Annotated in this window: 16 protein-coding genes and 2 tRNA genes; 10 read left to right on the forward strand and 8 right to left on the reverse strand. The window is 35.9% G+C overall.

Annotated features, from left to right (window positions below; genetic code table 11):
* Positions 1–23 precede the first annotated feature (23 nt).
* The 4 genes from MTQ00_RS16050 to MTQ00_RS16065 all read left to right on the forward strand — a co-directional run bounded on the left by MTQ00_RS16050 (position 24) and on the right by MTQ00_RS16065 (position 2,206).
* Positions 24–605 carry a methyltransferase family protein gene (locus MTQ00_RS16050; RefSeq protein WP_273650273.1) on the forward strand — a complete coding sequence of 194 codons (582 nt, stop codon included), beginning with the start codon at positions 24–26 and terminating at the stop codon, positions 603–605.
* Between the two features lie 214 nt (positions 606–819).
* The gene (locus tag MTQ00_RS16055) at positions 820–1,119 is read left to right on the forward strand and encodes a 2TM domain-containing protein (protein ID WP_172281759.1); all 300 of its coding nucleotides are present in this window, start codon (positions 820–822) and stop codon (positions 1,117–1,119) included.
* A complete protein-coding gene (locus tag MTQ00_RS16060; RefSeq protein WP_273650274.1) occupies positions 1,103–1,399 on the forward strand; it encodes a 2TM domain-containing protein in 297 nt (98 codons plus the stop codon). Before MTQ00_RS16055 ends, MTQ00_RS16060 begins: the two co-directional genes overlap by 17 nt.
* 63 nt (positions 1,400–1,462) lie before the next feature.
* Entirely contained in the window at positions 1,463–2,206 is a 744-nt protein-coding gene (locus MTQ00_RS16065; protein ID WP_273650275.1) for a LytR/AlgR family response regulator transcription factor, read from the forward strand.
* A 447-nt stretch (positions 2,207–2,653) separates the two neighbouring features.
* Here the strand turns inward: MTQ00_RS16065 and mnmA are convergent, their stop codons facing one another.
* Positions 2,654–3,841: a tRNA 2-thiouridine(34) synthase MnmA gene (gene mnmA / locus MTQ00_RS16070; RefSeq protein WP_273650276.1), complete on the reverse strand. Its 1,188-nt coding sequence runs from the start codon at positions 3,839–3,841 to the stop codon at positions 2,654–2,656.
* A gap of 200 nt (positions 3,842–4,041) precedes the next feature.
* On the opposite strand from mnmA, the gene MTQ00_RS16075 reads away from it, so the two are divergent.
* Complete coding sequence (locus MTQ00_RS16075; RefSeq protein ID WP_172281767.1) at positions 4,042–4,572, forward strand: hypothetical protein; 531 nt, start codon at positions 4,042–4,044, stop codon at positions 4,570–4,572.
* 76 nt (positions 4,573–4,648) lie between these two features.
* Here MTQ00_RS16075 and MTQ00_RS16080 read toward each other — a convergent pair whose 3' ends face one another.
* A complete protein-coding gene (locus MTQ00_RS16080; RefSeq protein WP_172281773.1) occupies positions 4,649–7,180 on the reverse strand; it encodes an ATP-dependent Clp protease ATP-binding subunit in 2,532 nt (843 codons plus the stop codon).
* 154 nt (positions 7,181–7,334) lie between these two features.
* Here MTQ00_RS16080 and MTQ00_RS16085 point away from each other — a divergent pair, with 154 nt between their 5' ends.
* From MTQ00_RS16085 to MTQ00_RS16105, 5 genes are read left to right on the forward strand one after another with little or no spacing between them, the layout of a single operon-like run.
* The gene (locus MTQ00_RS16085; protein WP_273650277.1) at positions 7,335–7,559 is read left to right on the forward strand and encodes a uroporphyrinogen decarboxylase; all 225 of its coding nucleotides are present in this window, start codon (positions 7,335–7,337) and stop codon (positions 7,557–7,559) included.
* Positions 7,559–8,653 (forward strand): glycosyltransferase, encoded by a 1,095-nt coding sequence (locus MTQ00_RS16090; RefSeq protein ID WP_273650278.1) that lies wholly within the window; start codon positions 7,559–7,561, stop codon positions 8,651–8,653. Before MTQ00_RS16085 ends, MTQ00_RS16090 begins: the two co-directional genes overlap by 1 nt.
* Positions 8,654–8,699: 46 nt before the next feature.
* Complete coding sequence (locus MTQ00_RS16095; protein WP_273650279.1) at positions 8,700–9,119, forward strand: SufE family protein; 420 nt, start codon at positions 8,700–8,702, stop codon at positions 9,117–9,119.
* Positions 9,120–9,121: 2 nt separating this feature from the next.
* The gene (locus tag MTQ00_RS16100) at positions 9,122–10,087 is read left to right on the forward strand and encodes a glycosyltransferase family 9 protein (RefSeq protein ID WP_273650280.1); all 966 of its coding nucleotides are present in this window, start codon (positions 9,122–9,124) and stop codon (positions 10,085–10,087) included.
* Positions 10,088–10,091: 4 nt separating this feature from the next.
* On the forward strand, positions 10,092–10,994 hold the full coding sequence (locus tag MTQ00_RS16105) for a glycosyltransferase family 2 protein (RefSeq protein WP_273650281.1): 903 nt from the start codon (positions 10,092–10,094) through the stop codon (positions 10,992–10,994).
* Between the two features lie 76 nt (positions 10,995–11,070).
* On the opposite strand, the gene MTQ00_RS16110 is transcribed toward MTQ00_RS16105, so the two are convergent.
* The 6 genes from MTQ00_RS16110 to MTQ00_RS16135 form a co-directional block, all read right to left on the reverse strand.
* Positions 11,071–11,973, reverse strand: a complete 903-nt coding sequence (locus tag MTQ00_RS16110; protein WP_273650282.1) for a hypothetical protein — start codon at positions 11,971–11,973, stop codon at positions 11,071–11,073.
* Between the two features lie 4 nt (positions 11,974–11,977).
* Positions 11,978–14,764: a hypothetical protein gene (locus tag MTQ00_RS16115; RefSeq protein ID WP_273650283.1), complete on the reverse strand. Its 2,787-nt coding sequence runs from the start codon at positions 14,762–14,764 to the stop codon at positions 11,978–11,980.
* A 2-nt stretch (positions 14,765–14,766) separates the two neighbouring features.
* Positions 14,767–15,237, reverse strand: a complete 471-nt coding sequence (locus MTQ00_RS16120; protein ID WP_273650284.1) for a DUF4280 domain-containing protein — start codon at positions 15,235–15,237, stop codon at positions 14,767–14,769.
* A gap of 54 nt (positions 15,238–15,291) precedes the next feature.
* On the reverse strand, positions 15,292–16,275 hold the full coding sequence (locus MTQ00_RS16125; RefSeq protein ID WP_273650285.1) for a hypothetical protein: 984 nt from the start codon (positions 16,273–16,275) through the stop codon (positions 15,292–15,294).
* 137 nt (positions 16,276–16,412) lie between these two features.
* Positions 16,413–16,487, reverse strand: a tRNA-Val gene (locus MTQ00_RS16130).
* A 33-nt stretch (positions 16,488–16,520) separates the two neighbouring features.
* Positions 16,521–16,595 (reverse strand) — tRNA-Val (locus MTQ00_RS16135).
* Positions 16,596–16,608 lie beyond the last annotated feature (13 nt).

A 16,608-nucleotide genomic window follows, 5' to 3' on the forward strand; every position in this document is an offset into this window, starting at 1 on the left:
TTTAAGAATAAAAACAATAACAAATGAATCTACAAATCTTATTTTACGCTTCTATGGCGGCCTGGTTTCTTAGTGAAATCATCTATAAACAAAAATTGAAATCAGCAGATAAGGATCAGAAAAAAGATCAATCCACTCTCAGTATTCTTTGGATAGTTATCCTCTTTTCAATCGGAAGTGCTGTGATGGTGTCTCACATATCTGATTTTGTTATTACAGACTCAGTCTGGATTGTATATACCGGCCAGGCCCTCATTATCATTGGAATTGTATGCCGGTATCTTATCATCAGGTCTTTAGGTAAATATTTTACTGTAGATGTGACGATACGGGAAGATCATAAAATTAAAAAAGACGGGCTTTATCATTATGTGAGACATCCCTCCTATACTTTTGCATTGTTAACTTTCCTGGGACTAGGCTTATATCTAAATAACTGGATTTCCCTTGCCCTGGCATTTATTCCTCCATGTATAGCATTTAGTTACAGGATTAAAATAGAGGAACAGGTGCTCATTGGACAGTTTGGTGATGATTACATACAATACAGGAAAGCAACAAAAAGCTTATTCCATTTATTTATTAATAATAAAAATACGGAATGATAAAATGCTGAATAAAATAAAGTTTGCTGCTTGGAAGACTTTAGTTAAGGAAAAGACTGACAAGTAATCCAGATAAAAAAATCCCGATTTCAATTGAGTCGGGATTTTTGCTACTCAGAAGGGATATTCGACGACTCAGTAAGATATAGTTGATTTGAAGGTGATTTTCGTGATACATTTGATTCAAGAAAATAAATAATCAAAATTCAATAGTATGGAAACATTATCATTCGACAAGGAAAATCTGACTTATAAAAAAGCAGTAAGACGGGTAAAAGAATTAAAGGCATTCTATGGGAATCTGACTTCCTATTGTTTAGTAATCCCATTTTTATTTGTTTTAAACCTTTTAACATCACCTGACCACTTGTGGTTTTATTGGCCGATGCTTGGATGGGGAATAGGTATTATTGTTCATGCCATAAACGTCTTTGGAATAGGGAAAGAATGGGAGGAGAGAAAAATAAAAGAATTAATGGAAACAGATAAAAGAAATCATGGAAAAGTACTTTAATAAAAATACAATGGAATATAGCCAGGCCTACGAACGCGTCAAAAGATTGAAGAGTTTTTATAAAAGCCTTGCATGGTATTGCGTTATCGCAGGGATTTTGTTTTTCAATGATTATTTTGAGCACGGAACAATTGATTTTTCTCCTTTTCATGGATCGATCCTTTTGCTTATTTGGGGAATAATATTAGCTATGAAAGCAGTCAAGTTATTTATTTTTGACTCCGAATGGGAACAAAGAACCTTAGACAAGCAACTTCATAAGGGTAAGCCGAAAATATAGTTCAAAACCGGATTCTTTTATCTACTTTTAATGCTGTAATTTGAAAAACTAAAACCGTTATTTATGATCAAAACTGTCATCATTGAAGATGAAAAACCAGCTTCAAGAAAATTAGAGCGGATGTTGAGTATATTTACTGATATACAGGTAATTGCAAAAATAGAATCGGTAGAAGAAGGTGTTTCTTGGTTTTCTGAAAATGAACATCCGCAACTGATCTTTTCAGACATTGTTTTAGGAGATGGATTGTCTTTTGATATTTTTGAAAAAGTTCCATCAAAAGGATTCATCATCTATACGACGGCTTTTGATCAATATACTCTCAAAGCCTTTAAACTGAACAGTATTGATTACTTATTAAAACCAATTCTGGAAGAAGACCTGGCAGGAGCTATAGATAAATTTAAATCTTTTCTTCCTTCCGGGAACCCGGTTAGTTCTGAAGAAATTAAACAGCTGATAAAAAAGGACAAATCCACCCTTTCCAGAATTTTGGTGAAAATAGGATATAACCTGAAAATTATTCAGACCAGCGAGGTAAGTTGTTTTTTCAGTGAAAATAAGATTGTTTACCTCCAGACACGGGAAAGAACATACCCTTCAGATTTTACACTCGATGAACTGGAAGAGACATTGGATGAGAAAAAATTCTTCCGTGTGAACAGGCAATTTATCGTTAACTCTGATTATATCAGAAATATTCATACTTCTCCAAATTATAAGGTTGATCTGGAATTCCAGCCGGGAGAGGAAATTACGGTAAGCAGGGATCGCGTGAAAGTTTTTAAAGTGTGGCTGGTAGGTTAAAATAAAAAGATTTTGATATTCAATTATCAATATTAACTATTTGTAATCTATTAGGTTAGAGTTAGTATCTTCAAGTTGTTTGATAATAAGAGCACATACTTCGCCACTAATTGGAAAGCTATTTGAGGCAGGTTGAAATTTCTTCTTTGAAGAATTTTAAATAGAGCAATAAGCTCTTATATTAAAAACTAATACATGTACTTATAAAATGCAATTCATGGAATTTTTATTCTGGATTCTTAAGTTCTTCGTTGATATTTTTTATCCTTAAAATACAACGTTGATTTTAAATAAAGGCAATGATTTATAATGAATTATATTAAATCAATTAAACAATTTTCTGAATACTCATTTCCTCAAACAAAAGATAAACCCGAAACAAAGTGCTCCGGGTTTATTATATATTATTTAGTCTTAATTTTTGGTGAGTATACTGAAAATTTTATATTATGCAATAACTCCGCTTCCTATCAATTCATCCTCCATATACCATGATGCAAACTGTCCTTCAGCAATTGCAGACTGAGGATTTTCAAATTCGATATAAAAAGCATCTTCAAACTGGTATAGCGTAGCCTTTTGAAGAGGCTGTCTATATCGGAACCTGGCCATTACTTCTATGGATTCACCATTGGAAAGTCTTAGGTCCTCTCTCACCCAATGAAGTTCCGGATTATTTATTTTTAAAGCTTTTTTATGCAGTCCGGGGAAGCTATGACCTTCTCCTACGAAAATAATGTTGTTTTCAATGTCTCTGGACACGATAAAACAGCTTTCTTTATGTCCGCCTATACCAAGCCCCTTACTCTGGCCAATCGTGAAAAATTGAGCGCCCTGGTGCTTTCCGATTACTTTTCCGTCAGATTTTTTATAACTGATCTTTTGTGATAAATATTGGAGTTCTTCTTCCTTCGAGGGAAATGAAGGCTTTTCTTTCGAAAATAAAGGAGAATCGCTGAAAATTTCTACAATTTCACCTTCTTTTGGCTTGAGTTGCTGCTGTAAAAACTGAGGAAGACTTACTTTACCTATAAAACATAGTCCCTGAGAGTCCTTTTTATCCGCTGTTACCAGCCCGATTTCTTTTGCGATTTCCCTAACTTCGGGTTTTGTAAGTTCACCAATAGGAAACAAAGCCTTTGACAATTGATCCTGACTCAGCTGACAAAGGAAATAGGATTGGTCCTTGTTGTTATCTTTACCTGCCAGTAAATGAAAAATTTCCTTTCCGTTTTCATCAAAAGTTGAGGTTACCCTGGCATAATGTCCTGTCGCAACTTTATCCGCGCCCAAAGACATTGCTGTTTTCATAAAAACATCAAATTTAACCTCTCTGTTGCATAGTACGTCAGGATTCGGGGTTCTCCCTTTTTCATATTCTGCAAACATGTAATCGACGATACGTTCCTTATAAAGATCACTCATATCAATAACCTGGAATGGTATTCCAAGCTTCTGAGCTACCATTAACGCGTCATTACTGTCCTCTATCCAGGGACATTCATCTTCTAATGTTACGGAAGCATCATTCCAGTTCCTCATAAACAAAGCCACTACTTCATGCCCTTGCTGTTGCAGCAAATAGGCTGTAACGCTAGAATCTACACCTCCGGAGAGGCCTACTACTATTTTCATTGTATTTCAATTTTACGAAACTCTTAACGGGAGTTCTTAGTTTGATCCGGCAAAAATACAACTAAAAAGATTCGCAAAAAAAACATAATTTTAAGCATTGATAAAAACGATGGTAATGTAGAATCCCGGAATTTTAAGGAATTATGGGTTCGCAGGAAAGCAATTGCATATTATCTTTATTAATAATTAAATATCAGAGTATGAAAAAAATAATTATTCCATTGATGCTGATGTGCTCAATATCAATATTTTCCCAGGTCACAGTGGGAGCTCCCTCAATGACTGAAAACAACAGATGGACTTTCGGAGGCGGGATCGGTTTAGGTTTTGGAAGCAACAGCGCATTTTCTCTTCAGGCAGCTCCGAGGGTAGGATACAGGTTAACCGATGATCTTGAAGCGGGAGTATTGGGAAGTGTTTCCTGGCAGACATCAGACTATTATAGATCAACGATGTTCGGGGTTGGTCCTTTTGTGAATTACTATTTCGCAAGATCCTTTTATGTAGGGGCGAATCTTCAACATTATTTTATAAATTATCATGATAAATTTTATGATTATAAAGATAACCGGGAAGAAACGGCACTATATCTGGGAGGAGGATATATGCAAAGGATAGGAGGGAATTCCTTTATGCAGCTGGGATTGATGTACAATGTTTTATGGAAAGAGAATTCAAGTGTTTTCTCAAGTGGATTGGTTCCGAACATTGGATTCGTTGTGGGCCTTTAATAATTACGGAAATTATTTAAAGATAAAAAAGCACGGAAAATATTTCCGTGCTTTTTATTTTAACAAAATTATTTATTTATTGAGAAGACTTTTCAGTCGTCTTTTTGGTCTTTTGAGCCTTGCCGGTTAATCCGTCTTTAGCTTCATTTACATCAAGAACAATTGTTTCTCCTTCATTTAATTGCTTGTTTACCAGCATTTCTGCCAATAAATCCTCAATGTATTTCTGGATTGCTCTTTTCAATGGTCTTGCACCAAAATCTTTATCCCATCCTTTTTCAGAAATAAAATCTTTAGCTGCTTCAGTTAAATCGACTTTATATCCTAATTTATCAAGTCTGGTGTAAAGCTTATTTAATTCAAGATCAATGATTTTCTTGATATCAGTCTGTTCAAGAGAGTTAAAGATCACAATGTCATCAATTCTGTTCAGGAATTCAGGAGCAAATGCTTTCTTAAGGGCATTTTCAATTGTGCTTCTTGCTCTGTTGTCTGTATTTGACTTCTTAGCAGAAGTTCCGAATCCTACACCATCTCCAAAGTCTTTAAGGTCTCTTGTTCCGATGTTTGAAGTAAGAATAATGATCGTGTTTCTGAAATCAATTTTTCTACCTAAACTATCTGTAACATGTCCTTCATCCAGAATCTGTAATAAGATATTGAATACATCAGGGTGAGCTTTTTCAATCTCATCAAGAAGAACTACCGCATAAGGTTTTCTTCTCACAGCTTCAGTAAGCTGACCTCCTTCCTCATATCCAACATATCCCGGAGGCGCACCTACCAATCTTGATACGGCGAATTTTTCCATATATTCACTCATATCAATTCGGATCAATGCTTCATCTGAATCGAAAAGTTCTCTTGCCATTACCTTGGCAAGCTCAGTCTTACCAACACCGGTTGTTCCTAAGAAGATAAATGTTCCGATCGGACGATTTGGATCTTTAAGACCCGCTCTGTTTCGTTGAATAGCTTTAACTACTTTTCTTACAGCATCTTCCTGTCCGATAACTTTTCCGTTCAGGTTGTTGTCCATCTGAGCTAATTTATCAAGCTCATTTTTACCAACTTTGGTTACAGGAACACCACTCATCATGGAAACTACCTCTGCAACGTTTTCTTCTGTAACCGTTTCTTTTTTCTCTTTTACATCCTTATCCCACTGATCTTGTGCGGCATTAAGCTCCATTTGAAGTCTTTCCTCCTCATCTTTAAGCTTTCTGGCTTCAAGATAATCCTGAGCTTTTACAGCTTTCTGCTTCATTTCTTTGATGTCTTCAATTTTCTTTTCGAATTCAATGATTTCGGTAGGAACTTTCATGTTTTTGATATAAACACGGGAACCTGCTTCGTCCATTGCATCAATCGCTTTATCCGGTAGGAAACGATCTGTAATATATCTTGATGTAAGATTCACACAAGCCAATATGGCTTCTGGTGTATAAATCACATTATGATGCTCTTCATACTTATCTTTGATCTGATTTAAAATCTGAATGGTTTCATCAATAGAGGTAGGCTCTACCATTACTTTCTGGAATCTTCTCTCTAATGCTCCGTCTTTTTCAATATATTGACGGTATTCATCCAAAGTAGTGGCTCCGATGCATTGAATTTCTCCTCTAGCAAGAGCCGGCTTAAACATATTGGAGGCATCCAGACTTCCTGTAGAACTTCCTGCACCTACAATAGTATGAAGCTCGTCAATGAATAGGATAACATCCCTGTTCTTTTCCAATTCCGTCATGATCGCCTTCATTCTTTCCTCGAACTGACCACGGTATTTCGTTCCTGCAACTAAACTTGCAAGATCCAGTGTGATCACTCTTTTACCAAAAAGAACTCTGGAAACCTTTTTTTGCTGGATTCTTAAAGCTAATCCTTCTGCAATAGCAGATTTACCCACTCCGGGCTCTCCGATAAGAAGCGGATTGTTTTTCTTTCTGCGGGAAAGAATCTGAGAAACCCTCTCGATTTCTTTCTCACGTCCGATTACAGGATCCAATTTCCCATCCCTTGCTAAAGATGTAAGGTCTCTACCAAAATTATCCAGCGTAGGAGTTTTGCTCTTTGCAGCGCCTAAATTTCCTGCCGGTTTTCTCATCTGCTCAAATTCTTCTCTTTCATCATCATCATCATAAGCACTCATCTGAGGTGATTGTCCGGAATTTTTAAGCATTGTCTGGTATTCTCTTGAAACGCCTTCATAGTCGATATCGTAAGCGCCTAATATATTTGAGGTGGGATCTTCATATTTATAAAGAATACCTAAAAGTAAATGAACGGTATTAATTTCATTACTTTTGTATTGTCGGCATTCTAACTCTGCACGTTTAACGGCATGATCTGCCATTTTCGTGAAAGAAATATTGGTTACCTCCTCAGAAATAGGATTAAGACTTGCTGTATTTAGAGTTTCAATTTTTCTTCTGATTTGTGTTAAATCGGCATTAAGGTTTTGAAGGATTTCTTTTGCAGAGTTTTCTGTTTTTATAATACCTAAAAGTAGATGTTCTGTATTAAGAAATTCACTTTTCAGCCTTTTAGCTTCATTTTTGCTCTGTTTGAACACTTGGCTCAAACCTTGTGAAAACTTATAATCCATAATATATCTCAATTAGAATAAAGATAGAATTATCTTTTATTCATTATTCTAAATTACAAATATTTTACCAAAAATCAATTAATGACTTTATGGCAGAAAAAAGTTTTATTATCTTATTGAAAATGACTAAGTTTGTGTCCCTTAAATTTTTCTTATGAACCCCGAAATTGCTGCTTATATTGGATATTCTGCTTCACTTTTTCTTGTGTTGAGCTTTATATTGAAAGATGTAAGAAAAATTAGAATCGTAAATATGATTGGCTGTATTTGTTTTGTCATTTATGGTATCTTTAACGGAATGCTCTGGCCGGTTATTATACCCAACGGATTGATCTGTATTATACAGATTTACCATTTAATGGCCGGAAAGAAAAGTTAATGAAAAAAAAAATAATTACATCTGCTTTTAGTAATCTGTATACAGATCAGCGAATAGAAAAGGTCTGTCACACCTTGTATGAAAACGGATACTCCCTGGAACTGATCGGAAACGACTGGGGAGGGGCTGAGAAAATCACAAGACCTTATCCTTTCTCAAGAATTATGCTGGTTTCTAAAAGTTTAAAGACGGCTTATTTTGAATTTAACTGGAAATTGTACAAAGAACTGAAAAAGAAAGCAGATAAGAATACCATTCTTCATGCTAATGATATTGACGCTCTTCTTCCCAATTATCTTATCGCAAAAAAATTAAAAATCCCTTTAATTTTTGACAGTCATGAAATTTTTTCCGAAATGCCAGCCATTCAGGGCAAAATGTCACAAAAAATATGGCGTTACCTGGAAAAAAAAGTACTTCCGAACTTAAAATTCATGATAACAGCCAGCGGAAGTTATGCAAAATGGTTTAAAGAAAAATATCATGTAGAGGCTACAGTGGTACAAAATGCACCCAAAAAAATAAACTTTCCAATAGATATTCCCGATAATAAGCCTAAAGTATTTTTATACCAGGGTGCAATAAATCCTTTTAGGGGAATTGATAAAGCAATTCTGGCTATGCATCATATTGATGATGTTGTTTTCAAGATTGCAGGAGATGGTCCCAAAAAGAAGGAATATGAAGAGCTGGTAGCTCGTGAGAATCTACAGCATAAAGTTGAGTTTTTGGGCAAGCTGGTGCCTGAAGATCTAAGAAAAATTACTCTTACCGCAGATGTGGGGATGAGTATCGAGGAAAACGGCGGGGACAGCTACTTATACTCCCTTCCGAATAAAGTCTTGGACTGTATTCAGGCAAGGGTTCCATTAATTATGGCTGATCTCCCTGAAATGCGTAATATAAGAATGCAGTTTGATGTTGGTGAGATCATTAAGGACCATCAGCCGGAAAATATTGCAGATGCTGTTTTCAGAATTTTAAATAAGGGAAGAAAGGGTTATCAGGATGAATTGAAAAAAGCCTCGGAATTGCTTTGTTGGGAAAATGAAGAACTAAAACTTCTGGAAGTTTTTAGAAAGGCATCTCAATAAATTATCTTTACAAAAATGGTATCTTTGCATAAAGAATTGTTAAAAGATGACCATTAAAGAAAAACAGCAGGAAATAATAGACGAATTTGCATTTCTTGACGATTGGGAGCAGAAGTATGAATATATTATTGACCTTGGTAAAGAATTGAAAGGGCTTTCAGAAGACAAGAAAACAGATGCTAATCTTATTAAAGGATGCCAGAGTAAAGTATGGATTGATGCTGAATTTAAAGACGGCAAACTTTATTTTGATGCTGATTCTGATGGTATTTTACCAAAAGGAATTGTTTCTCTTCTGGTTAGTATTTACAGCGGGCATTCTACACAGGAAATTCTGGATTCGGATTTCCAGTTTATTTCAGAGATCGGACTTCAGGAGTTTCTTTCTCCTTCCAGAGCCAACGGACTAATGGCAATGACTAAACAGATTAAATTTTATGCAGTTGCCTATCAACTGAAGTCGTAGTTGTGACAAGAATTTTAGCATATCGTTTTTCCGCTTTTGGCGACGTTGCGATGACAGCGCCCGTTTTTCGTGAATTCCTTGAACAAAACCCTGATGTAGAAATCGTAATGGTTTCCAGAAAAAATTTTGAAAGCTTGTTTTCAGATATTCCCAACATTATTTTTAAAGGAATTAACCTGGATGATTATAAGGGTTTTTTTGGATTGAATAGATTGGCCAATGAGTTAATCAGAGAATTTCATCCGGATTTCATAGCTAATTTGCATGATGTAATCAGGACGAAGGTTCTGGATAAAATCTACAGGAGAAAGGGATACAAAGTATTCAAGATCAATAAAGGAAAAGAAGAAAAGGAAATTCTTACCGATGTCTGGAATCTGGATAAAGTACAACTGAAAAAAACCGTCGAGCGATATGCAGACGTATTCCGGGAAATGGGGTTTAAAGTGAACTTATCCAATAAATTAAGGCCATCAACACAGCAAAAGTCCGGGATCGGGTTTGCTCCTTTTGCACAGCATAAAGGAAAGATGCTTCCCTTGGATAAATCCTATGAACTCGTTAAAATTTTAGCCCAAAAAGATAAAATATATTTCTTCGGAGGCGGGAAAAATGAAACAGAAACCCTGGAAAGATGGGAAAGTGAAATTCCGAATACCCAAAGTCTTTCCGGGAAATTAAACCTTAAACAGGAGCTGGATACAATTGCAGAACTTAAACTGATGATCTCAATGGATTCTGCCAATATGCACCTTGCCAGCCTTGTGGGAACAAGATGCGTTTCTATCTGGGGATCTACACATCCTTATGCCGGTTTTTTAGGGTTTGGACAGAGTGAAGATGATGTGGTGCAAATTAAAGATTTAACATGCAGGCCTTGTTCAGTATTTGGAGATAAGGAATGTTTCAGAGGAGATTGGGCATGTCTGGAAGAGCTTAGTATTCAGAAAATCATTGAAAAAATCTAATGAAATGAAAATTACAATCTGCATTCCTGTCTATAATTTTGATGTCCGGGAATTAGTTTCTGATTTAGGAAAAGAAATTACAGCAAAGGCTTTTAATGCAGAAATCATATTAATCGATGATCGGTCTGAAGAACAATTTAAACAGATTAATAAAGTCCTAGAAGATAAGGTAGAAAAATTGATCTATCTGGATAAAAACATTGGGAGATCAAAAATCCGCAATCTGTTTCTTTCCTATTCAAAGGGAGATTATTTACTTTTTCTTGATTGTGACGGTAAAATAACAAGTGACCGTTTTCTAGAAAATTACATAGAATTTATAAAGGAGAATCCGGATACAAAGGTGATCTACGGAGGGCGAGTTGTCTCAGAATCACCGGTTGATCAAAACCATTATTTAAGATGGAAATTTGCCGTAGAGCGTGAGAATTTACCGGTTTCGCTTCGTGTGGAAAATCCTTACTTGAGCTTCCAAACAAATAATTTTATCATTGATCGGAATATCCTCAAGAAAGTTCCGTTTAATCCCGAATTTCAAAGCTATGGGTACGAAGATCTGTTATTTGCAATGGACTTAAAATCCAGTCATATAAAAATTAACCATCTACAGAATCCTGTATTCAACAATGATGTAGAAGATAATCAACTCTACCTTGAAAAAGTAAAAGAATCGGTAGGTAGTTTATCTCAAATGCTTCAAAACAAACAACTCAGTGCAAAACTTTCCGAAATTAAACTGGTAAAAGCGTACAGGGCTATAAAAAGGCTTGGTTTAAAAAGCTTATTTACCATTTTCTTTAGGGTTAGCAGGCCAAGGATAGAGCGTAAGCTTTTAAAGCGAAATATCAACCTTAAATACCTTGATTTTTATAAGCTGGGATTACTACTGAATGTAGCGGATATCTGAAAGATTTTCTTTATCAGAATCATTTCAGGTAAAAATGAAGCATTGACAAAATGCCAATGCTACGATTGAAAATTAATTATCTTATTACTTCAAGAGGAGCGCCTTTTTTTGGACGATGAAGTACCAATTCATAGATTTCTGTACTTTTGTCTTTAAGTTTTACCTGCAAAGCTGATTCATCTTTATTTTTTTCATCAGTCCTGATTAAAGCAACCATTCTTCCATTGCCATAAAAAACCATTTTATAATTGTCTATCGGTAAAACTTCAACGATATTCTGAATCGTTTCCGATGTTTCTGCCTGGTCCTTTTTGCTCTCAGCAGAAGAAAGATATAAAGCCTTGTCAATTTCGGCATCTCGGACTTTTGTTTTTGTGAGAAAACTACCAATATCTTTTTTCTGCAGAATTTCCCTGAAATGATTATAAGTCTCTAAGACCTCTTTCAGAAGAGCATCTTTATCTTCATTCAACAGAACAGCGGAGTGGGACCATCCTGATACCTGATAGGGAACATCAGAAGTAAAATCCCAGGATTGAGTAATCTCTTTTGAGGGCTTATTGGTTTCTGCATTAAACTTACAATCTACTATTACCTCATAGTCAGGGGAATCAAATGAAGCATACTTTAAAATTCTGAATTTATAATATTTAAGCTCGTTTTCATCCAGTTCTTTATCCGACTTCAAAATAACTTTAACGGTTTGTTTTCCCGGACCTAAAATTTCACGATTAATAGGCAAGGTCAACGATGTTCCGCCGTTTTTGTAATAATAGGCAACCAGGATATCATTAATGTAAACCTGAAAATCGCCAGCTGCATCAAGGCTTAATGCATATAAAGGTTGAGAAGCCATATTTTGTGTTGTTTTTTTTTCGTAATTACTTTTGTTTGATGGAGATGTATGAGACGCTGTATCTTTTTTTTGACAGCTTATCATGTTGAACAGCAATAAGCCAAATAATATCTTTTTGTTCATTGTGTTAATATTTATGTTCTTCTCCGGCTCCAAATGTCATGCTGACTGGATTTCCGGAGTAGCTTGGGATCAGTTTAAAAGGATCAAGTGTTTCCGGAGCTTTATTTTTGGAGTTCCTCTTCATGGAAAATTTGTAATAAACAGTAACCATAAGTCCTGAGAACTTGGTTGTAAAGTCAAATTTATTATCCCAATCGAAATTAGGGCTTGCTGTAATTTTGAATGAACAGTCTGCTCTTACCCCGGCCTGAAGCTCTACCTCAGGAAACTTATTAATCTGCTTGGCGCTCATAGTAAGGCCCAGTTCAAGTTCAAGTTTTCCTCCGAGTGTTCCGGAAAGGGTTAAATCGGTATCAAATTTATTGCCTTCTTTTGCATCATTCCATTTTACATAGGCTTCCTCGATTGCCAGATTTGCATAAAATATCAAATCAATACGATAGGTAATGCTTAAGGCATTCATTGATATTTTTTCAATGAGCCAGGTCGTTAGGTCCAGGAAAGTAATAAACTTTCCATAAACAGGAATTTTATCAGCTAAGGCCAATAAATCAATTTTAAGCTCTCCACCAATGAGGGGAGAACATTTTACCTTTCCGGCAAGTTCAAGGCCAACAAAATCCCCTGTTTTTGCAAATTTCCAGCTAATCCCTGCTGATGGGGCAGGAGGGAGGAGTGAAAGGCTCATCATGCTCCTTCTTCCTGCCAGTGAAGGAGGAAGGGATTCTGCTCCCTTTCTGGCCTCTTTTGCTCCTGCAATATCATCTACCGTATCATAAACCGATTTTAAAATGCCCAGCATTTTACGGTACTTTTCGGCAAATTTCCAACTGAGTTCATGGGAGACACCACCATTATATGAGACCTTGGCGGAAAGTCCAAAATTCCCTTTCATATCTCCCATGTAACGGTTAGCAGAAGTGGCAATTTTTTTTTGTCCGTCTTTGATATTCTTGTTTTCGTTTCTCTCTTCTCTTCTTAAGTCGGCCAGGGCAACAACATCCCCTTTTGTTTTAAGATCTCCTACTGAGATGGTGTCTCTTGTTGCTTTACTTTCAGTACCATAGATATTATAGGTTGGCTCAGAATTACCGTACCAAACAGGGTCGGAGGTATTGTAAAGGAAGTTTAGTGACCATTCTACATCCGGGAATATCCTGATTTTAACAAGTTGATTAGGATACCGACAAGTAGAAACAGGAACAAAATACGTTTGTATTTTTTCTTTTGATAGCCAGAAGTAATTGACCAGCCAGGATTCTGCCACAGGAATATCATTGAATTCTTTATCTCCGATAGCTGTAGTTTTGTTGTAAATGTAGGAAAGGTTCAGTTGGAGTTTATTTTCTCCAATAAAGCTGTAATCCTCATTCTCTTTCCATCCCTGTACGTCTGCTACATTTCCTGACGGGGCTTTCGTTTCATCAGCGTAAGCATCAGTATCATTTGCTTGTGTGGGATCATTTTTTACGGATAGTACTTTATTTGTATAATGGGGAACCAGAACAGTATCTAATAAAAAAACATGTTGCGGGATATTATGTTTTTGGTCTTTAGGAAGTAAAACTCCTGTACACAAAACATTTTTATTCTGAAGATTATCCAGGGTTATGCTTATTTTTTTCTTTGTTTTATCTCCTGTTACAAGGTCAAAAGTATTTCGTGTATTGTCTATCCTGTCTTTAGCATCTTCATCAAATATAACATAGGGAGATCGTTTTTTATCATCCTCATCGGCTATCGTTATTTTGCTGTATCCGCAGGGATCATATTCTTTTTTAAGATATTCAATGTCTCCTATATATTGAATCTGATTATTTTTTTGTTTTTCAAATTCACCGAAAAGGGCACTCATATCATTATAAGGAACCAGTAAGTCGGGAGAAGTGTTAAAGATCCATTTTCCTTTTTCCATTCTTCCCCAGTTTGAAGTGTCTTTTTCAGAATCATATTCACCTTCCTGGGTAAGAAAACCTTTGGGTAGAAGAACCGGTCCTGTAAATCCTACATAACCTTTTAACTTTAGAAAAAACTTTTCATCCTTCTTTTCTTTATTGTGATTTTTTTGCCATTCGGTATTCAACTGAAACTTTAAAGATTTTACCGTGTTGTAAACGAATGGTCCCGGATTGGTAATTTCAATTCTTTGCTGTTTGGAAACGACCTTACCTTTGTTAATGAGCTCAACATCAAAAATGAACTTTGAAAGGCTATTGTTCCAGTCGGGAAGCATATGCGTATAAACTTCTACATCTACTGTTTGCCCATACAACGCTTTTTTTTCGTTATTTGTCAAAGGAATGTACCCTCCTTTAGGAAATTTAAAATGACAGTATAAGACCTGTGGTTTATCAATAACAACCACTCTCATGGCTTCTGTACCATCTGTTTCAGGGAAATTACTATAAGGTATTAACAGATAAATGACTCCAATACTTTTTGCACTTGTTTGAATGTCACCGGTAGTGAATACTTTGTTGTTTCCTTCAAATATTTTGTAATCCTTGTTTTCTTCGTTTTGGGCTTTTATTGTTGTAAAAAAGTCATTCGGCCCAAGGTTTGGGTAAAGTTGTTTAAATGATGTCCAGATATGCTCTCTTATAAGGAACCACTTCACTTCCTTCATTGTAGATTCCGGATTTCGGGTTCCTTTTCCCAGGCAGGTTTTATCCAGATAAGCGGTAAATGAGTTTCTGGCAGGGCTTAGTTCCACAATGGATCCGGAACCATACTTCCTGACGTTTTCTTTGGGCTCCTTGATCAGAGCTTTTTTAATCCCAGCTGTACCCATACTTAAAATCCAAATTTATAAAACTCCTGCGTATCATGCTGTGATATATTGATAACAGGATTTACATGTGACTGAAGCTCTTCATCTGCCTTTTTTATATTGCTTTTGGAAGGTTCTCCAATTTGTCCGGTTTTAATGATGCTGATGCAGTCTTTACCACCGATAGGACATGTTGCTTTGCTGTCTTCCAGTAAAACATAGCCATCAGGTGGAGAGTATTTTTCTTTTTCATAATAACCACTCCATTCAGTAACAACAGCTACACAGGGTGTATTGAGCTTTTTTTTGCATGAACCAAAGCTGTTTTTTTCAAAAGTAGATCCTATATCTTTATGTGTTGCAGCCAGTTTAGAGCTGCCATTAAGGTCATTGATGAAGAATTTTTGCTGCGTAAGTACCTTTAATGTATCGGGAGTAGTACCAAACTGACATTGGCACAAGGCTCCCTGTACTACTTTCTCTTTTAAAGACATATTAATGTAATTTGTGTGGTTTGTAAAATTAGTGTTTTTTATACAAATGGATTTTTACCAGTCATTTTCATATATGTTTTTGTAAAACCCCCATTTGTTAGGTTCTGAAACTACAAGTCCGCCCGTAATAAAAGGGCTATCCTTACTTAGTTTCTTGTCAGAATACTCTCCGTTATGGAGCTGAAACTGATTGTAGCTGATTCTTTTAATTAATTTTTTTTCCCCCGAATAATCCCTGGTGAAAACTTCAAAATATGCCCGGGTATGCATTGGGAAATGATGGTATACATCCAAATCAAAGGTGACCTTAAGAGACATCCAATGTGCATCTTGATTAAAAGCATTTGCAGGAATAAAATATAAGTCCGCAGGTATTTCTTCACTTTTGAATTCAATAATAAAAGAATGATAATCTGTCGGAATCTTTTGAATGGTCTGAATTCCGGGGAATCTTAAGGGATTCTGATAAGGAATTACAGCCAGAAATAATGCTGTTGATGTTTTTCTTGTGTCTCCATAATCAATGAATTTAGGATGGAAAAAGAGATTCCAGAACCAGTCATAATGCAGCCCGTTCTCTATTTCTTTCTTATTTTCCATTTTATGGTCAACAGCGGATAAGAATTTCTCCAATGGCTGTCCCGAATACTTTTCAGATAATTTTAACTTCTCGCGGGACCATCGGGTTTTAATTTCATCAAAATTTGTAATTTCATTAGTGCCCGTTCCTTTTTCATTGATTTGGGTCTGGACAGGATATAGGGATTTCGAAATGGATTCGGCTAATAGCTCGCTAATGTTATCGGCTTGATGCTGATTAAAGTAGATGTTTTTTTTATCAATCGTTAGAAAACCTTTCCCGTATTCGAGGTTTAATTCAGTAGTAATTTCATAATCAACCCTTTTATCCGGCGTTTCTTCATCATTTGAAAAATACTTTATTGAAACTCCATACTTTCTTGAGGGGAGCCCTAAAGGGTTTATTCTCAGAGTATTTAATCGTCTTAATATTTCTTTTTTTGATAATATAACATCCATAGCAAAAACATTTTAACCTATCAGACATGTGTTGTGTTGATCAAATTTAGTGAATTGAATTGAAAAGACTTGAAAATTTAAGGAATTAAGGTAAGATCAAAAAAGAAAGATCTCCCAATTTCTTGAGAGATCTTCTGTGGGTCCTGAGGGATTCGAACCCCCGACCCTCTGGGTGTAAACCAGATGCTCTGAACCAACTGAGCTAAGAACCCGAATTTTTTTGAAAGGTTTCGTTTCCTTTTCTGTGGGTCCTGAGGGATTCGAACCCCCGACCCTCTGGGTGTAAACCAGATGCTCTGAACCAACTGAGCTAAGAACCCTCTATACTTGTTT

It is taken from the genome of Chryseobacterium sp. B21-037, assembly GCF_028570785.1.
Classification (GTDB): Bacteria; Bacteroidota; Bacteroidia; order Flavobacteriales; family Weeksellaceae; genus Chryseobacterium; species Chryseobacterium proteolyticum.

Bases quoted from the DNA above. Each gene is read 5' to 3' on its own strand.
- MTQ00_RS16085 (WP_273650277.1), top strand. From the start codon at position 7,335: ATGAACCCCGAAATTGCTGCTTATATTGGATATTCTGCTTCACTTTTT.
- MTQ00_RS16095 (WP_273650279.1), top strand. From the start codon at position 8,700: ATGACCATTAAAGAAAAACAGCAGGAAATAATAGACGAATTTGCATTT.
- MTQ00_RS16110 (WP_273650282.1), bottom strand. From the start codon at position 11,973: ATGAACAAAAAGATATTATTTGGCTTATTGCTGTTCAACATGATAAGC.
- MTQ00_RS16125 (WP_273650285.1), bottom strand. From the start codon at position 16,275: ATGGATGTTATATTATCAAAAAAAGAAATATTAAGACGATTAAATACT.
- MTQ00_RS16120 (WP_273650284.1), bottom strand. From the start codon at position 15,237: ATGTCTTTAAAAGAGAAAGTAGTACAGGGAGCCTTGTGCCAATGTCAG.
- MTQ00_RS16050 (WP_273650273.1), top strand. From the start codon at position 24: ATGAATCTACAAATCTTATTTTACGCTTCTATGGCGGCCTGGTTTCTT.
- MTQ00_RS16115 (WP_273650283.1), bottom strand. From the start codon at position 14,764: ATGGGTACAGCTGGGATTAAAAAAGCTCTGATCAAGGAGCCCAAAGAA.
- mnmA (WP_273650276.1), bottom strand. From the start codon at position 3,841: ATGAAAATAGTAGTAGGCCTCTCCGGAGGTGTAGATTCTAGCGTTACA.
- MTQ00_RS16075 (WP_172281767.1), top strand. From the start codon at position 4,042: ATGAAAAAAATAATTATTCCATTGATGCTGATGTGCTCAATATCAATA.
- MTQ00_RS16080 (WP_172281773.1), bottom strand. From the start codon at position 7,180: ATGGATTATAAGTTTTCACAAGGTTTGAGCCAAGTGTTCAAACAGAGC.
- MTQ00_RS16065 (WP_273650275.1), top strand. From the start codon at position 1,463: ATGATCAAAACTGTCATCATTGAAGATGAAAAACCAGCTTCAAGAAAA.
- MTQ00_RS16060 (WP_273650274.1), top strand. From the start codon at position 1,103: ATGGAAAAGTACTTTAATAAAAATACAATGGAATATAGCCAGGCCTAC.
- MTQ00_RS16105 (WP_273650281.1), top strand. From the start codon at position 10,092: ATGAAAATTACAATCTGCATTCCTGTCTATAATTTTGATGTCCGGGAA.
- MTQ00_RS16090 (WP_273650278.1), top strand. From the start codon at position 7,559: ATGAAAAAAAAAATAATTACATCTGCTTTTAGTAATCTGTATACAGAT.
- MTQ00_RS16055 (WP_172281759.1), top strand. From the start codon at position 820: ATGGAAACATTATCATTCGACAAGGAAAATCTGACTTATAAAAAAGCA.